The organism is Aquimarina algicola (assembly GCF_006443095.1).
Classification (GTDB): Bacteria; Bacteroidota; Bacteroidia; order Flavobacteriales; family Flavobacteriaceae; genus Aquimarina; species Aquimarina algicola.
In genome coordinates this window covers 166,665-183,855 of sequence record NZ_VFWZ01000008.1, presented here as the reverse complement: position 1 = coordinate 183,855, position 17,191 = coordinate 166,665, and the positions used below count along the sequence as shown (strand labels likewise).

Sequence of the window (17,191 nt, the reverse complement as noted above, 5' to 3'; positions counted from 1 at the left end):
TGATTTTAATTTACACAAAGATGAAAATTCAAAAATCGTTTCTATTGTAAAATATTGCACTAAATAGTGTAGAATGCATTTTGAAACTCTAATGGGGTAACACCAATAAAACGCTTGAAATTTTTGTAGAAATGCGAATTATCATAAAATCCACAGTCTATAGCAACATCAAATATTGAATTTCCATTTTTCAGCATCGCTTTACTTTGTTCAATTTTTTTTAAGAGAATAAAGTTATTGGGGGTTAATCCTGTCTCTTGCTTGAACAATCGTATGAATTTATATTTGCTCATCCCAAATTGCAAAGCTGTTTTGCTTAATGAAAAAGTATCAAAAGATGTGCTATCTAAAAAATTTTGAAAAAGTTTATTGGTATTATAACTAATTTCTTTTACAGTTGAGTATTTTGAAATTAACTTTTTTAAAGCTGACTTTAATATGCTTTCGAAATGAATATTGTTATCGTTAAAATTAAGTGATAAAAAATAAAGTTCATTAAATATATTTTGATCATAAATAATTTTGTCTTTGAAAAACACATTTTGATTTTGATTTAGTTTCCTAATTACATCTGAGGAGACATAGAATGTAAAAAATGAATTACCTACTGATTTGTCACAAGGTGTAGCATGTATTTCTTTAGAGTTCGTAATGCAAATTGTTCCAACGGGTGCTTGTAAATTTCTATTAGTAAGCTTTGTATTAAATGTATTTTTTAAAATTAGTGAAATATTGAATGTGTCGTGAGTATGGAATGGAAAGTCAAAGGTACAAGAATTCGCATTTAGTAATTCTAATCCGTCGAGAATGGGAAGCCGATGGTATTCATTTATGTTTGTTCTGTTTTTCAAATTTCCTTATTAGTTGTACTACTAGTTCAAATTGATGGTAACGGTTATTGTATGGTTCATTTACTTCCTGAAAGGAGCACATGTATTGATAGGACAAATTGTTAGCAAATGTTATTTAATTTTAAAAGCGGATATTACAGTTTGGTAACATTTCTTTTATCTTTTCTTTTTCATGTTCTGAGAAACTATTGTTTTCTATCAATAAATATTTTAATTGTTTTAATTGTTTTATCGAATTTGGTAATTCGGCAAGTCTATTATTTCCAAGACTAATTTTATATAATTTTGTTAAATTACCTATTGACTCTGGTAATTTGTTTAGCTTATTATTTGCTAGATTTAAAATTTTGAGGTTTGTTAAATTAGTAAATGTTGCTGGAAGTGTATTTATATCATTGTTAAACAATTCAAAAGTTCTTAAGTTTTGTAGTTCTCCTATCGATTCTGGTAATTTCTTAATGTTATTACTATTCAAATTTAATATTTCTAAACTTTTCATTTTGGTAATACTATCTGGTAAGGCAAGAATTTCATTCTTAGGAACTTCTAAGTACATTAGTTTCTTAAGCTGTCCAATAGACATAGGTAATTTTTTCAATTTATTTCTTCCTAGCTGAAGCTCTTTAAGCTCTACCAAATTCCCTATTTCATTAGGAATAGAGATAAGTTGATTATCATGTAAACTTAAAAATTTAATTGCTTTTAAATTTTCAATCCAATTAGGTAATAATTGTAATTGATTATTGCTGAATTCAACTGTTACAAGATTTACATTTTCTCTTAAGGCTTCAGGAACTAAATTGAAATTATTGTGACTTATAGTTAGAGTTTCTATGGATTTGAGTTTACTAAAACTCAATGGCAAATCAGAAAGTTTGTTATTTTCTATTTTAAGTTTTCTCAATTTTAAGAACTCGGAAATTTGCTCAGGGAAATTTTCCAAATTATTATATCCTAAATTTAGATATTCTAATTCAGTTAAATTTTTAAATTCTTTTGGGAGACCAGATAATTTATTGGAAGAAAGATTAAGTTGTTTTAATTTTTTCAATTTCCCTATAGAATTAGGTATTTCAATTAAATCTTTATAGGCTAAAGACAATATGGTAGTGTTTTCTATATCATTAAGAGCCTTATTGAGTGAGGGAATATAAGGATTTGGAATTTTTTCATAATTATCATCAACACTTTCTAACATATCAATAGTTATTTCATCTTCTTGTGCTTTTACTGTATTTGATAAAAACATAGTAATCAAAATAAAATAAATAATTTTCATAAAAAGGTTTAAATATTTGCTAGCAGTTTTGTAATGGTTAGTTACGTTAATCAACTAAGATAGCAAAAGAGGATAAATCTGAAGAAAATTCAGAGAATTTTCTGATTGACAGTGAGAAAAAGCAATTATCTATATATGATATTGGCAAATCGTTTTATTTTTTTAGTAATATTTTCTCCATTTCATAATTTTCTATGATTTGACCAGTCTCAAAATGATTAGGCACTATATTTAATAACCTGTACCCCATTCGTTTATAAAACTCTATTGTCTCAAGATTTTCTTTATGTACAATTAATTTAATTTTTAAAATAATCAATTTTCTTGCGAAGCTATCAGTAAATTCAATCGCCTTTTTCCCAATTTTTTTTCCTCTATAATCTTCTAAAAGGTATAATTTATCTAATAATAAAAAATCGGGCTCTTTACTTAGCCCAAGATAACCAACATTCAAACTTTCATATTTAAGTAAAAAATAATTACTTCCGTTCTTAACCTGCTGCTCTATTGCTTTTGCCGTTTGATACTTTTCTATGAAATATTTAGTATGTTCTTTCGGAATAACAGGGTCATAAAATTTATGCAAAATTTGTCTAACTAGGCCTTCAATGATTTCAAAATCAGAATATGTCGTTGCAGGTATAATCTCTATCATTTGTTCTTTAATTATGATAGTTCAAAGATCAAGGATTAGTGAGTACTAAAATTGTATATATTTTACCTTTATGTAAAAATCCAATTTATTTTTTCATCAATTGAGTATAATTTTTTAAAAAAGTCTTTAGGTTTATAACCTGTAAGTTTATTAAAATCTTTAATCATATGTGCTTGGTCAAAGTAATTTGACAAATAACTTAACTGCGTTAAATTATTTTTTTCTTTGTTTTGTAGCGTTTTTCTAAAACGGACAATTTTTCTAAACTCAGAAGGTGTTTTACATATATTTTTATTAAAATGAGAGATTAAAGTCTTATGGCTTAAATTACTGTCATTTGCGATTGAAGAGATTGATTTATTTGGGTTTTCGATTATGGCTTTGATGGGTTTTTCAAGCTTAAATGTTGTATCTTTTTTTAACTTACTAGACCAGTAATTTTCAAGTTGTTCAATTATTTTATCAGATGATTCTATTTTTAGAATTGAATTCATAGCATTCGCATAATCTAAAAATGGGAAAAACTTTGTTTTATCTGAGTCACAATAATAATTAAGCGATTTATTTAAAAAAGCACTCAAGCCTAAAGGTTTAAAATAAGTTGTAATTTCTTTAACGTCACCATCATATTGAATCAAAAGAGGTTTTGTGAATGTAACGTCTAAATTTGAATCAAAATTCAGTATTGAGGATTCTGTAGTTTTTATAAACCTATTTGTTCTAATTATATTTGTATTAGAAGAAATTGATACTATAGAAAAAATACTTGGGAATGTAAAATAAGTTGTTCTACCCTCTTCTTTCGAATGTGTTAAAATATAGAAACATTCAATGTATTTCTGAAGTTCAATATCTGAAGGTTTAATAACTTCTATATTCATTATTTTTTTTCAAATTCTGACTAATCGTTAAATTTAACATAAAATTCTTATATAAAAATTTAACTCATTAGCTTAAGAAATTAATAAAGTTTTTATGTAGAAAATGTTTACCAACAAAAATATAAAAGTAATTAGTTGAACCGCGTTGGACATCTTTTGCAGTTCGTTTATATGCTTGCAGACGGTTTGAATAAACCATTATTTTAATAGAATCTATTTTGTATTGTACCCAGTTATCTTTCATTAAATTTCCAACTGGATTTTTCCATAATAACTCTCATTTTACCTTCTTGCTGCTTTCCTTTATAAAAAAAGATAGCTCTAGACTTTTTCTGATCAATTTCACAAAAATAATTCTCCAAATCTAATGTTTTCCAGTATTTAAGACCCTTTTCCCATTCTTCGGCACTAGATATTTTATCTATCATCCTGCTGCTATATGCGGTTTTTAATAATTCGATCGAATCTAATTCTACCGCCATTTTAACTATCTCTATCGGACAGATATTGTCTTGTTTACTTTCTTGGGAAAACAAGGTAGAAACGGTAAAAAATAAAAGTATAATAAATGTAAGTCTCATTATTAGTAAGTAATGTTGTACAATGCTCTTGTGTATAATCAGTTGTAGTTTTTTATACAACGGTTTTTGATTTACAATATACTTCAATTAAACGAAATCTTTATTTGAGTAAGCACCTAAACAGCTATTGCTGATACATATCAGCCTTTATCAAATATTTTATCAAATTCTACATTGGAAAAATTAAGTTTTAAATTAAAATCATTACTTAAAATGTTTAGCCACTCTATACCATATTCAATTCGTTTTTTACTAACTATTTTAATCCCATTTCTCTCTGTCAATTGATTATTAAATAGTCCAATCCTGCCATTGCTTGTAAATTTTCCTATAAAATTGTCATTATAAAAATGAGATCTTGGATTTGTTGACATATAATAATTTGAAATGTAGATATCTTCTGTGCTAATCTCTACATTTTCAAAACTGTATTGATTAGCCCAATCATCATCGATCTTTCGTTGAATCATAAATTGATAGTCACTCAATTTTAGAATTCTTACTAATCCATCATTATCATTTATCTCGGATGGATCATTTATGTTTAAAGGTACTCTTGTGGTCAAACCACCAAATCCTACATCTGTTATGAATGTCTCGCCACTTATTTGAACTAAATGAGCTAAATGATTTCTTGGTGGTGTTTGTTCTGGATTTCTAAGCCAAACTCTACCCAATACTGGTTTAGGTAAAAAACCTAATGCTTTTAACAGCAATGAGTATAGGGTATTTAACTCAAAACAATACCCCCCACGCCTATTGGTGATAATTTTATGATAAAGATGATCTCCGTCTAAGTTAATATTTCTTCTTGCAATTACGTCTAAATTTTCAAACGGTATATTTACCATATGACCTTGCTGTAAACTTATCAAGTCTTCTAATGAGTTGTTACAGTCATTGAGTTTTAACCTCTTTAAATATTTGCTTATTTCGATATCTTTCACTTATTGAAAATGTTTTATTACACTATATACAACTTCTCTAAACGGTTGTTTTAATACTGTTTAGGTTTTGTTTTTGATTGATTATTTCAGAAAAATTAGTTTTGATTACGCTCCAATACATTCACCTGTTTCAGAATCTTGTTTATGATTTATAATTATTAATGTAATTGTTTTGAGATTCAATAGTTTGATTTCAAAGTCTTGTAATGATGTTCGGTATGATAAGCTGTCCAAATTACTATCTCTCTTATAGTCATTCTTCCCAAAAGAGGATGAGGAAGTAGAAAAGTATCTAAATCGTGCTCAGTCCATTTCTGAAATTTCTTAATCAGTTTCATGTTTTCCTTTTCTAATTTGGCAATGTAATAAAATTTATTGGTTAGCGTAATTGTCGGCATTTTTTTTGAAATATTAGCAATCACATCGGGATTATCTGCAAGTTTGTTTTGATACTTTTGAACGATTTGATTATACGTGCGATTGTCTCTATTATTAACCCCAAACTTATATTTTAAATAAAACTTTGGTAACCACAAAGCCTTATTTAATGCACTTTCACTTTGAATTAAATGAACGATGTGTTCTCCAGTATTCCATTTGCCTTGAGGACCTTTTACCCAATTCTCATTGGGATGATTTTTGAGCCAATCATATAGTATTTGGTGCTTCTGTTTTAGGATTTTGATTACTTCTGCTTTTGTCATCGTTTTGAAATGTTTGAATAATTTGACATAAATATCGACGGGTAAGAATGCTTACTAATTTCTTAATTGAAAAATAATATCCATCATTTCAATATCCGGAACTTCCTTAATAGCGTATGCGGCCGGAATACTTTTAGCCAAATCAGATTGTTGATAAGCTTGCAAAGACTGTAATGAATCCCATATATATACTCCTCCGTATTCACCTTCTTTACTTGTTTTTATATAATATTTTTGAAGAAGACCCGAGATGGATTTAAAATTAGGCTCTCTATTTTTTGCTCTTTTTTGTAATTCTTCTTCCGGTAAATCCGATTTTAACTTAATAATTTGCAATATCATAAAACTTAAATTTTGATTTATAAAGTCACAATTTATTTACTTTTGATGATTGAAAATTGTAAAAATCGGTCGTTTTCATTCTTTAGTAACACTTTGGGAGTAAATCCTGTTATTTTCTTTATATCTTTTATGAAATGGGATTGGTCAAAATAACCTCGTTGAGGAAACAATTCTCCTTGTTTTATTTGACTATAATTAGAAGCTCCTTTTCGGATACTGCAATATTTTTTTAATGGAAGTCCAAAAGTAGATTGGAAATATCGATTAATTTGTCGCTTTGACCAATGCGCTTTCTGCGAATAATATTCTATTGTTTGATTTCCTTTTGTCTGATTAATCGATTTTAAAAGAATCGATTTCCTTGGATCAATCGAAGCTTGCGCTTCAATAAGTGATAATAAGCATCGATCTAAATGTTTAAAGAATAAAGAATCATCATTTTTACTAAATTGATCAAGCCTCAAATAAGATGTTTCAAAGTCCTTAATGTTATTTAATAACGGAGAAATACTTTCTTGAATTATATTTTCAATTGCAAGTAACCTAAACTGTATACCATATATTGTAGTTTTGGGTGAGATAACTACATTGGTTTTATGATCCCATAAACCGGTTAAAAGAACTTTTTCCAGATTGTCTTTGTAATAGCAAATCAGTAAATCGAAAAATCCATCAGGTAATATTGTATAAGATTGAAAATAGTCATTGTTATTTTCAAATTTCCAGTAACATCTTACATAATCTTTAAGATTTTGATGAGCTTGTTGCTGAAAGTAAATCATTTAAAACCTGTTTATAAATTCATTTGTCATTATACTCATTACGATTCTAACATAATGAATATTATATTTATCCTCATCTGCTTGTTGCCTCTCATCCTCTATGTAAAAAATCAAATCATTACTTGTCAATGAAGCTGCAATTACAGTAATACATTGTTGTGCGCTCGTTTATTTATTCCTCGAAATACAAGCCATAGAATAAATAGTAATTCGCCAAAGGTCATTATCTCCAAAATTAAACTTAGTTGATCAAAATCAGGAGATATTATTTTAAAAAAAGAATTAATCAGATATCCAAATCCTGCTAAAAATAGAAAAAAACCGATTAATTTAGGGAACAAGTTAAATTTATATACTAACCACCCGAGAGGGAGCAACCATAATCCCCAAAAAATTATAGAAATATTCATTCCTTGATTATAAAGCTGTAATAATTCTACAACTTGTACCGGATTGTCCAAATGATTAATAACATTTAAGCTTATTACTTCATTTAACATTGAAATAGGTATGCTGATCAATGCGAGGATAAGCATTAAAGCAGATGTTGTCTTATCAAAATTTCTGAATAACTTATAAAGAAGAAACGGTATGATAATAAAGAGCAACTGGGATACTAATCTCCCGGCAATTCCTAGTCTAAATAGAAGAATGTTTTCTGTAATATTTTCGGTCGTTTGCAAGGGATCAGTAAAATCAATCAAAATAGAGGGAACATAAATGATGCTAAAAATTCCGACAAGAACCCAAATTGGATAAAGAATTCTGAGGTTTCTAACAGTACTTGTTTGACTCATTTTATGTTCCATTGTTCTATTTTTTAGAAATTGAGCTGTGAGTAATTTTGAAAGCTCTTGTGGGTTTAAAATAATGAGACGATTATAAAGGCAATATGTTACTTGATATTTCTTTTTTAAAAATGACGCACAACGTTTAGTGTAAGAAACTTAGGATAGATGATAAGCGATACGTTTCGGTTTGGTGACATAGTAGAAAAATATCAAATTTTGGAATAATCTTCTAATTCCCTTTTATATAATGGTATGTATTATCACCTTTAATAATTGTATCTTTTTTTACATTCTTTAAAAGTTCAGAATTAATACTAAACAGTATGTGCTTATGTGGGAACATACTTCTTATTTCCTTTTTTTGAACTTCAGTAAAAGGATTTTCCCTTAGGTCTAACCTATCAATATTAATCCATTCATTTATTGATTTAGGCATTGTTTGTAGTAAGTTATTTTTAAATATTACAGTTTTTAATTTTGATAATTTTCCTATTGAAATTGGTAGGTCTTTTATCTTATTATTAGTAGCAACAATACCTTCTAATTTTGAAAGGTTTCCGATAGGATCAGGAAGAGTTTGTAATTCATTATCGTATATAGCAAGCCAGGTTATATTAGTGAGATTGCAGAATGAATCAGGTAATTTTGTTAATTTATTAGTATGAAGTTCAATATCAGATAGATTAGTCAGTTCTCCTATAGTATTAGGTAAATATTTTATTTTGTTTGTGCTTAGATCTAAAACTTCCAGTTTTTTAAAGTCTCTAATCCAATTGGGTAAATTGGTTAATTGATTATTACTTAAATTTAGAATTCTCAAATTAGAAAATTTTTTGATTTCTTCAGGAATAGATGTGTAGTTTTGGTTAGCTAAATTAAGATGAGTGATTTTTTTTTGGGAATTAATATTGGCTTTTAATAACTCTGGGCGTGGCAAGTCTCCTATAGAGATGTATCCAATTGAATTATTATTGTCGTCATAAGAGACCATTAAATTTCTTTTTTTATAAATAAAGTGAGTTGCATAGAGTTCATTTTCATAAGAGTCTCTTAATTCATCTTTAACATCAGCTTTCCCAAATACTATTTCAATACTATCTTTTTTAATATTTTTATAATCTTTTAATCCTTCTTGATTTAGACGAAATGACTGTATTTGTCCATAATTTATTATAAAATTATAGCCTTTTTTATATGATATGATTTTATATGTTAAAGGGAGTGAATCTAAATTTTTCAATCTTTTTGTATCAAATACACTAATTGTATCTCCGATTTTATGACCAAAAAGAGTTGTTTGAAAGGCTGGTATTTCGCTATTAAACAAGATTTTTGGGTTCTCTACTATTTCAAAGTTAATTATTTCTTTTTGGCAAGACAGCATTGATAATATGGTCAATAATACTAAACATTTGGGAATCATATCAGAATATACAGGTTTTATAATAATTAATAAGCTTAATTTTGGTTTTAGGATTGCAAATGACACATAACGGCTTAGTGTATGAAACACACGGTAGGTGACAAGCCAAATATAAATATTTGGTTTTTATCATTTTTGTAAATGCCTAATTTTAGTTGGCGACTTTACAAATAATCACAAACCCTTGCATTAAACATGAAAGCCCTTTGCTTTTTATGTAGTGTTACCAACTGTTTATTTTATTTCATTTGTTCCCAATAATATTTAAATTCAATCTCTTTATAATTTGGATATTCTTTTTTTAGTAGCTGGCTTTATTTCAATTTATAACTATTTGCTTTTCCAAAATTTCAGGATTAGTTTTTGAAAATAATGGGATGATATTTTTCTACAAACAGATCAACTTCTTTTTTAGGTATCATATTCGGATATGACATTAGTAACAGTTGTAGCGGAAGTTCATCTTCTTTTATAGGAGGTACTTCATAATAATGTTCATTTAGTTTAAAGCCTACTCTTTCATAAAATTTTATCCTACGCTCATTAATATCGGAGGTAGGTAATTCAACCTCCAGTATAATCAGTTTGTCATCACTATCAATAAACTTATTCAGAATTAACTTTCCAATACCTTTATTTCTTTGTTCTAAAACCGTAGCAAAATGGTCTATGTATTTATGTGTTTCAAAATCCCACCACAAAATAAATCCTATAAATTGGTTTTTATCAATTAAAACATCAAAATGATAATTGTCATTTCGCAACACTTTAGATTGATTATCTAACGGTCTCCTCTCTTCAAAAGGAAAAGTATCTTCATAAAGTTTCCAGGCTTCTTGAAAATAATTATCTGAAATACTTTTTAGTCTTATTCGTTTCATTTCGCTTGCTGCTAACAATGTTATAAAGAACATATATCCTATATATCCAGAACATAAAAGTAATTATTTTTTATGTTCGCAAAGTTGTATAAATCTGTTTCTAATACAATCAGGTTACATTAGTTAAACATGGCGGCGAGACAAAAATGAGTTTTTGTATACATCTATTTTTTTAAAATCATGAAGCTGTGTTGTGAGAACGATATGTTGTATATTCTTATATAAATCGTTTATACCTGAATAGCATCAGTATTAAAATGATGTTGGTAGGGATTGTTTTTCAAAAATTAAAGGTTTACACAACGGTAACCGTTGTTATATCCAGTGCTATTTCATATTCCTATTCATGATTTCATTTCCATATTCAGGTAAGTATTCGTCTAATAATTTTTGCCAAAGTACCATTCCATTTTCAGAATTGGCAAATATGACCAACCCTTTCTTTGATTTTAATGATAATACAGCAATTGTTTTGATACCATAATCTCCTCCTGTGTGCATTACAATGATTTCTTTTGCATTCAGGTTTGGTAGTATCTGCATTCCTAATCCCCAAAAAATTCCTTCTTTCTCTTTGGTATGGGGGTTAATAAACTCTTTATATAACTCTTTTGATATTCCGGCTCCATTCAATAAATGAACCAAAAATTTTGAATAGTCTTCTGCTGTGGTCAATAGATTTGCAGAGGCATTTGCATTTGTATATTTTTCAAAAGGAATTTCTTTTCCATTTTTGTCGTGTTCGACAGCATATAAATTTTCGTTGATGTCTGTGGTCCAATAAAAAGACGTGTTTTTCATTTGCAAAGTATCAAACAATAGTTCTTGAGCAATTTCTTCTAAAGGCCTTTGAAGTTTATTTTCGATAGCTTTTCTTAAATATTCAAAACCCTCTCCTGAGTATTCCCATTGCGTCCCGGGTTCTCTTTTAAAATGTAGTTTCTTTGTTTGGGTTAGGTATCGCCAGTTCGGAAAACCGGATTGATGAGACAATATGTTTCGAACAGTCAATTTATTTAAATACGGGTGGTTTTTTAAATCATCATCAATGTAATATTGAGATAGTGGTTCATCTAAATCCAGTTCTTTTTTGTCTATCAATTTTAATACTACGTTTGCCATAATAGGTTTGGTCAAAGACGCTACTTTGTAAATAGTGTTTATTCCTGCTTTGATGGTATCTTTTTGTACGCCAAAAGTTCTAACTTGACTTATCTTACCTTGTTGTATCAAACCAATGGAAATTGATGGTATTTTATGTTTTTGCAGTAACGTTTCTATTTTGATATCATTGTCGAATAAAGGCATTGGATAATTAGCATTAAATCCTTTTCCATAATCGGCTTTAGGTTCTTTGTGGTCGTAACTCAATACTCTTGTAAGTTTCCATTGCCCCTCTTTAAGACGCCAAATCGAAGTGAATTTTGCGATGTTAGTGAGATATAATGCTTTATCTGGTTCTTTTATGTAGAATAAATGTACCCCTTTTTGAATTGCACCATAGGTTTCGCCATTATTTTTTAGTCTAAAAACTTCTACGCTTTCTTCAACAATTTTTCGTATTGGTTTTCTATCAGGATTTGAACAAATACTTTCTTTGAACCCTTTAATAAATTGTTCTTTGTTTTGCATTCCATTTTCATCATGATAAAACTCAAAATCTGAAGGTAGGTAGTGTTCTAAGACCTCTAAATTACAATTATTAAAGCCTTTTTGGAAAAACAGGCTGTCTGCTTTTTTTAATTCTTGGAATATTTTTGATTCTTTTGAAACCTGCCCATTTATGCCAATAGAGAATATACTTAATGCGGTGAATAGTATTAATCTTAAATGCTTCATTATTGTTTGTCATGTTTTAATTGAACTATGGTACAATAGTCCAAATTTGAAACACAATGAAGCACAAAAACAACACGAAAATAAGCCGACAGTTTCACGACAGGAGTTATACCATGCTGAAATTCAATCTAATAAGAAGTTTTTTATTTCTATCTAATTCGATAGAATTTAGTACTATTATCAAGATATTTATCAATATAGAGATGACGAGTACAATTAATGTTATGCGAATTTCTACAGAAAAAAGTCTATTGATAAATGGGCTAAGAAAAAAAACAATTGCAGAGATAATAGTCCATAAAATTTGTATAGATACAATCTGCTTAGTCAACGCATTATATTCTTTTGTTTTGTAGATAAGGATGGCAGGAACTAAAATATTTGCAAAAGGGATAAGTATAAATGGCAATGAGGACAGGTTAATCCACTTTACCAATTTTAAGTTTGTATATTCTGCTGATTTTGTATTCACCAAAATGTCTTTTTCAATACCCAGCGCATTTGCTAAAGCATTTAGCGTATGTCCTTTTAATTTTGCACCAGCTTCAATTCTTTGTATTGTTCTTACAGATAATCCCGATTTTTCGGCTAACTCTTCTTGAGTGAGGTTTAATTTTTCTCTATATTCTTGGATTTTTGGCATTTATTTTAAGTGAATGAATTTGGTAGTTTCTTTATTGTGTATTACGGTTAGTATAACAAGCGTAGCATCTGATTTGTTAGTGTGTTACCTGTCTTTTTTCTTTTATTTCTTCAATAATTTTTGTGCTAACCCAATATATATCTTGGTTACTTGTATAAAAGAGAAACTTTCCATCTTTGGTAACAAAAGGGCAGTATTCATAATTCCTGGTATTTATTTCTTTACCCATATTAACTGCTCCTGTCCAATTTCCATTTGAGTCCTTGAAACTAATATATAGATCTCCTCTTCCAAATCCGCCGTCACGAATGGAGCAGAATATAATGTAAGACTCGTCTGGTGCAACAAAAACATCTGCTTCATACCCGGTTGTGTTTACTGCTGAACTGAGTAATACGGGCTTTTGAAATTCATTGTCAATAAATTTGGCATAGTATATATCATGGTCTGTTCTGGATGTATCTTTTCGAGGTTGACCATTCGAAGCAAAATACATGGTTCCATCATCTGTAAAAGAAATATAATATTCATCACCACTCGTATTAATATTTGAACCTGCATTTATCGGTTCTGACCACCCCTCACTCCTCCTTTCAACATACCATATATCGACATCTTTGATTTTTCCCTTTCCATCTAAGGTTCTTGTAGATATGAAATATAACCTGTTTTCATCGTTTGAAAGAAATGGGTCATTGTAGCTATATCTTTCATGCGAAATAATAGTTTCTGGCTTAGACCATCTGCCTTTTACCATTTTAGAATATCGAATTTCATTTCTTTTACCTACATCAACACCAAAATAGAACTCCGTTCCCTTTTTGTTAAATACAGAACCAAATTCTTGCTCTTCGGTAGAAATGAAGTTAGGAGCGAACATTTTAGGTTTTTTTTCAGGTCTTTCCATTCCCATATATCTCCCCTTCATATCTAATTTATGGACAAGACCTTGATCTGCTCCTTGAGAAATTAGAAATTCAGACAGTTGCTGTGCACCTATTCTTTGTGAGATTTCCAAACCTGTACTCCCTCTTTTATTTTTGATGTTTATATCGACTCCACTACTAATTAATTTTTCTATAAGCTCTTTATTTCTATTCAATACAGCTTGCTCAATTAATGATGCTCCATATAAAGACTGCCAATCATTATTTGGTTGCAATTCAATCAAATAGTCAAAGTATTCTATATTGTTGAATTGAGCTGCTACATGTAATGGTGTTTTTTTTTGATTATCAACTCTATTGATATTTATATCTTTCTCAATTAAAAAGTCAAATACTTCTTTTTGTTTACACGCCACTGCCCAATGCAATAAAGATCTACCCCTGTCGTCTTTTATATCAATTTTACTATTTGTGAGTAAACTGTCTAATCTTAACAAATTACCATTGCAGGCTGTCCTAAATGCATTTTGTGCGGATAGATTTATGCAAAAAGCAAAACTTATTATGATTAGCAATAGTTTTCTCATGTATTCAAATTGTTGGTAAAGATTAGTGTAAAATACGTTTTAATACATTGTAAATGGTATTATTGTTTAACAGTAATTATCAAACTAACCTTATTGCGAATCCTAATTTAAGAAGTTTTTCTCCCTAAATGTTCAGTTAATAATTTCCATCTAGCACTTTCTTTTATTAAAACAGATGTCCCAATTCCATTTCCAGATCTAGATTCTCCATCTATAATCCCAGTCCAATTAAATTCGAATAAATAGACCGCATACTTTTTATCTTTTACTAACCATTTTATGTTTTCAATAGTATATTTTTCATTCTTAATTATAGAAAAATTTTTCTCAAACGCTTTTTGAACATTTTCTTTTCCAATGTGAACCTCTCCATTAGAAAAGGTAACACTTACATTTTCGAAAATTAAAGGCTCGATTATTTTCCAATCTTGAGTTCCTAAAGCTCTTTCATATGATTTAATAAATTCTTCTGGATTCATTATTTATCTATTTATAGGGTAGCTCTTAATATATAGCAAGTAAATCAGAAAATAAGTGATTATTTTTATTTTAGCTATAAGCCCAATCCTTTGTGCTTTAATTTTTCATTTTAAAGCTAAACCTTTTCATTTAGCTAACCTTATAAAAATACATTAAACTTTGGATTAAAACCAAAACCCGTATAAATTACAACCTCTTTCAAAACAAAAGTTCTGTTTAAAACATGAGAAAAACCTGTGTACACAAACATTACAATTATTAATATCATGAAGCATTTCATAATTTATTATTCATAATGACGAATTTGAAAATTGAGTTGGTCAGTGCTTCCGGTTTTTCAATTGGAATATGGTGAGAAGCATTTTGGATGATTTCAAGTTGTGCACCCTTAATTTCTGTATTCATCATTTCAGATATTTCTATGGGTGTTGCATGATCATCAACCCCACAAACAATTAATGTCTTACATTTTATTTTATGAATTTGATCAGAAATATCTGTTCGATGTAAAACAGCAGCTTGTGTAGATAAACTCAGACCAATGGGATGATGATTTTGCATCATTTTTAACTCTTGCAAAGCTTTAGAGGGTGAGTTTTTTAAAAAATATTCTGATACCACGTTTTTTTGAATTTGTGCTAGCAAGTTATTAACCTTCGAATTATTTTGAGTTTCTAACGTTAGAATTACCTCTTTCCAAAAAGGGAATCTATTTTTGTATTCTGCTTTTGACGAGGTACCTATTAATATTAGCCCACCAACTAAATCAGGAAATTTTATAGCCAATCGCATAAAAATCATGCCTCCTTGCGATTGTCCTATTAGAATTGGTTTTCTAATTTTGTTTTTGATTATAAATTTATAGAAATCGTCAGCAATTTCTTGTAAGGTCCAACCGCTTTCCCTAAAATTTGATTTGCTATGACCTGGTAGATCAAAAGAAAAGCAATTATAGTTTTTGCTTAAATGCTCAAACTGATGTTCAAAAATTGTGTGGTCAACAAATAATCCATGAGCAAAAATTAATGTTTTCCCTTTCCCTTTTTGTTGAAAGTAATAGTTGCAAATTTCTGTTTTAAAATAAGGCATAAACTTCTACTTAAAAGCTAAATAAAGTGCATATGAATCCTCCAAAATTTTGTAGGAAGTTATTTTTTCGTCTTTCACTTTGTACTCCATCATCCAGTCGCTACGTACTAATTTTTGGGTTTTATTGATGAGATGTGTAAAGTCTCCGATTACAAAAACAATATCTTCTGTTTCAAAGTAATGATTGATATTAAATTCTTTTGGCTCAAAGTTGTTTTGAAAGTTTTCAAAATAAACTGCTATTTCCTCTTTTCCTTTTCGTTTTCCAACCGTAGGAACATTATCAGAACCTTCAATAGTCCATACAGCTTCGTCAGCAACAAGTTCAAATGCTTCTTCCATATTACCCGATAAGAGTTTGCTTAAATACTCTTTTACTAATTTAATATTGTTTGTATCCATTCTAAAATTGTTTTCTGCAAAAATAGAATAGAGGAATGGACAGGTGTTAGGACTTTTAAGAGCTTATTGGGTACTTTTAAAGTCGGAGGGAGAAAGTTTAGCTTTCTGCTTGAACAGTCTGGAAAAATAGGAACTGTCCGTAAATCCTAATTGGTATGCAACCTCACTAACTGATTTATCAGTGAAATATAATAGTCGTTTAGCTTCTGTTATTTTTTTATCCAAAATCATAGCCTTTGGACTTTGTCCGTAGCTCTTTTGGCAAACTTCAACAAGTTTTTCAGACGTTATATTTAAACGATCGGCATAATCATTAATTGATAAATTTTGGGATAATGTTTCAGAAATTAATTTTGAAAACTTTAAAGCTGTCTCAGGTTTTGTTTTTTCACTAAATTTTGGTTCTAGCGCAAATCTTTTTAATTGATTAAGCAAATAGGAAATCCCAGAGTATACAATAGCTTCGCTAAGGTGATCATTTTTGTTAAACTCTTCAATTAGATTGTTGAATAATTGGTTCAAATTACTTTTAGCTTCTACGGGTAGGTCGATAAAAACAGTATTAAATAAATCAATATTTTCTCTATTGATTAAATGATTGGCTATTACTAAAGTAAATCCTTTAGAAGCTTTAGCGTATGACCAGTTATGAACCTGTTTAGGTTGCATAAGAAAAATTCTATCCGGTTTTATTTTGTATTCTTCAAAATCAATTACATTAATTCCAGCACTCTTTGTAAACCACACAATAGAAAAAAAATTATGTCTATGAGGCCAGTCGACGTCGCCAGCTTCTGTATCTTCAAATGTTCCAATATAATAGGACTCTTTTTGAGGGTTTGAAATGATTATTTCTGAAATAGAATATTCTTTTAACAGAGGTCTTGTTTTTAATTGTTTACAATGTTGAGTATAGAAAACCTAGTATAGACAGAGGGTTTGCTTTAACTCCAAGTTTATAACTAAGCTAAATATACTATTTTGTGTTTATCTTCAATATTGAAATACCAAATTTTATATGTGAAGACATAACAAATCAACCCGAACCTTCTCATCAATACCGAAAACTTTTCTATGCTTTTTTATATCTTCTAATAATGTTGCCATTTGAATTTTTCAGCTGGTTTACCACGTCCTAATATGGTAT

19 protein-coding genes are annotated in these 17,191 nt (G+C 29.0%); all 19 read right to left on the bottom strand.

What is annotated here, in order from left to right:
• Positions 1-59: 59 nt before the first annotated feature.
• The 19 genes from FHK87_RS21055 to FHK87_RS20965 all read right to left on the bottom strand — a co-directional run bounded on the left by FHK87_RS21055 (position 60) and on the right by FHK87_RS20965 (position 16,860).
• A complete protein-coding gene (locus FHK87_RS21055; RefSeq protein WP_226294353.1) occupies positions 60-851 on the bottom strand; it encodes an AraC family transcriptional regulator in 792 nt (263 codons plus the stop codon).
• A gap of 121 nt (positions 852-972) precedes the next feature.
• Entirely contained in the window at positions 973-2,130 is a 1,158-nt protein-coding gene (locus FHK87_RS21050) for a leucine-rich repeat domain-containing protein (protein ID WP_140596360.1), read from the bottom strand.
• Between the two features lie 154 nt (positions 2,131-2,284).
• Positions 2,285-2,785 (bottom strand): GNAT family N-acetyltransferase, encoded by a 501-nt coding sequence (locus tag FHK87_RS21045; protein ID WP_140596358.1) that lies wholly within the window; start codon positions 2,783-2,785, stop codon positions 2,285-2,287.
• Between the two features lie 68 nt (positions 2,786-2,853).
• Positions 2,854-3,666, bottom strand: coding sequence for a helix-turn-helix domain-containing protein (locus FHK87_RS21040; protein WP_140596356.1), 813 nt, complete (start codon positions 3,664-3,666; stop codon positions 2,854-2,856).
• Positions 3,667-3,899: 233 nt separating this feature from the next.
• A complete protein-coding gene (locus FHK87_RS21035; RefSeq protein ID WP_140596354.1) occupies positions 3,900-4,247 on the bottom strand; it encodes a hypothetical protein in 348 nt (115 codons plus the stop codon).
• Positions 4,248-4,387: 140 nt separating this feature from the next.
• On the bottom strand, positions 4,388-5,194 hold the full coding sequence (locus tag FHK87_RS21030) for an arylamine N-acetyltransferase family protein (RefSeq protein ID WP_140596352.1): 807 nt from the start codon (positions 5,192-5,194) through the stop codon (positions 4,388-4,390).
• A gap of 179 nt (positions 5,195-5,373) precedes the next feature.
• Positions 5,374-5,898, bottom strand: a complete 525-nt coding sequence (locus tag FHK87_RS21025; RefSeq protein WP_140596350.1) for a DinB family protein — start codon at positions 5,896-5,898, stop codon at positions 5,374-5,376.
• Between the two features lie 54 nt (positions 5,899-5,952).
• Positions 5,953-6,240, bottom strand: a complete 288-nt coding sequence (locus FHK87_RS21020; RefSeq protein ID WP_140596348.1) for a YdhR family protein — start codon at positions 6,238-6,240, stop codon at positions 5,953-5,955.
• Between the two features lie 32 nt (positions 6,241-6,272).
• The gene (locus tag FHK87_RS21015; RefSeq protein WP_140596346.1) at positions 6,273-7,022 is read right to left on the bottom strand and encodes a DUF6597 domain-containing transcriptional factor; all 750 of its coding nucleotides are present in this window, start codon (positions 7,020-7,022) and stop codon (positions 6,273-6,275) included.
• Between the two features lie 140 nt (positions 7,023-7,162).
• Complete coding sequence (locus FHK87_RS21010) at positions 7,163-7,831, bottom strand: DUF4386 domain-containing protein (protein ID WP_140596344.1); 669 nt, start codon at positions 7,829-7,831, stop codon at positions 7,163-7,165.
• 211 nt (positions 7,832-8,042) lie between these two features.
• Positions 8,043-9,236: a leucine-rich repeat domain-containing protein gene (locus FHK87_RS21005; RefSeq protein ID WP_140596342.1), complete on the bottom strand. Its 1,194-nt coding sequence runs from the start codon at positions 9,234-9,236 to the stop codon at positions 8,043-8,045.
• A gap of 356 nt (positions 9,237-9,592) precedes the next feature.
• The gene (locus tag FHK87_RS21000) at positions 9,593-10,117 is read right to left on the bottom strand and encodes a GNAT family N-acetyltransferase (protein ID WP_226294352.1); all 525 of its coding nucleotides are present in this window, start codon (positions 10,115-10,117) and stop codon (positions 9,593-9,595) included.
• Positions 10,118-10,444: 327 nt separating this feature from the next.
• A complete protein-coding gene (locus tag FHK87_RS20995; RefSeq protein ID WP_140596338.1) occupies positions 10,445-11,956 on the bottom strand; it encodes a serine hydrolase in 1,512 nt (503 codons plus the stop codon).
• Between the two features lie 106 nt (positions 11,957-12,062).
• Positions 12,063-12,599, bottom strand: a complete 537-nt coding sequence (locus tag FHK87_RS20990; protein WP_140596336.1) for a helix-turn-helix domain-containing protein — start codon at positions 12,597-12,599, stop codon at positions 12,063-12,065.
• A gap of 76 nt (positions 12,600-12,675) precedes the next feature.
• A complete protein-coding gene (locus tag FHK87_RS20985; RefSeq protein ID WP_140596334.1) occupies positions 12,676-14,073 on the bottom strand; it encodes an ankyrin repeat domain-containing protein in 1,398 nt (465 codons plus the stop codon).
• A gap of 107 nt (positions 14,074-14,180) precedes the next feature.
• Positions 14,181-14,552 (bottom strand): YybH family protein, encoded by a 372-nt coding sequence (locus FHK87_RS20980; protein ID WP_140596331.1) that lies wholly within the window; start codon positions 14,550-14,552, stop codon positions 14,181-14,183.
• Positions 14,553-14,829: 277 nt separating this feature from the next.
• Positions 14,830-15,642: an alpha/beta fold hydrolase gene (locus tag FHK87_RS20975; protein WP_140596329.1), complete on the bottom strand. Its 813-nt coding sequence runs from the start codon at positions 15,640-15,642 to the stop codon at positions 14,830-14,832.
• A 6-nt stretch (positions 15,643-15,648) separates the two neighbouring features.
• A complete protein-coding gene (locus FHK87_RS20970) occupies positions 15,649-16,044 on the bottom strand; it encodes a nuclear transport factor 2 family protein (RefSeq protein WP_140596327.1) in 396 nt (131 codons plus the stop codon).
• Between the two features lie 63 nt (positions 16,045-16,107).
• Positions 16,108-16,860, bottom strand: a complete 753-nt coding sequence (locus tag FHK87_RS20965; protein WP_226294371.1) for an AraC family transcriptional regulator — start codon at positions 16,858-16,860, stop codon at positions 16,108-16,110.
• Positions 16,861-17,191 lie beyond the last annotated feature (331 nt).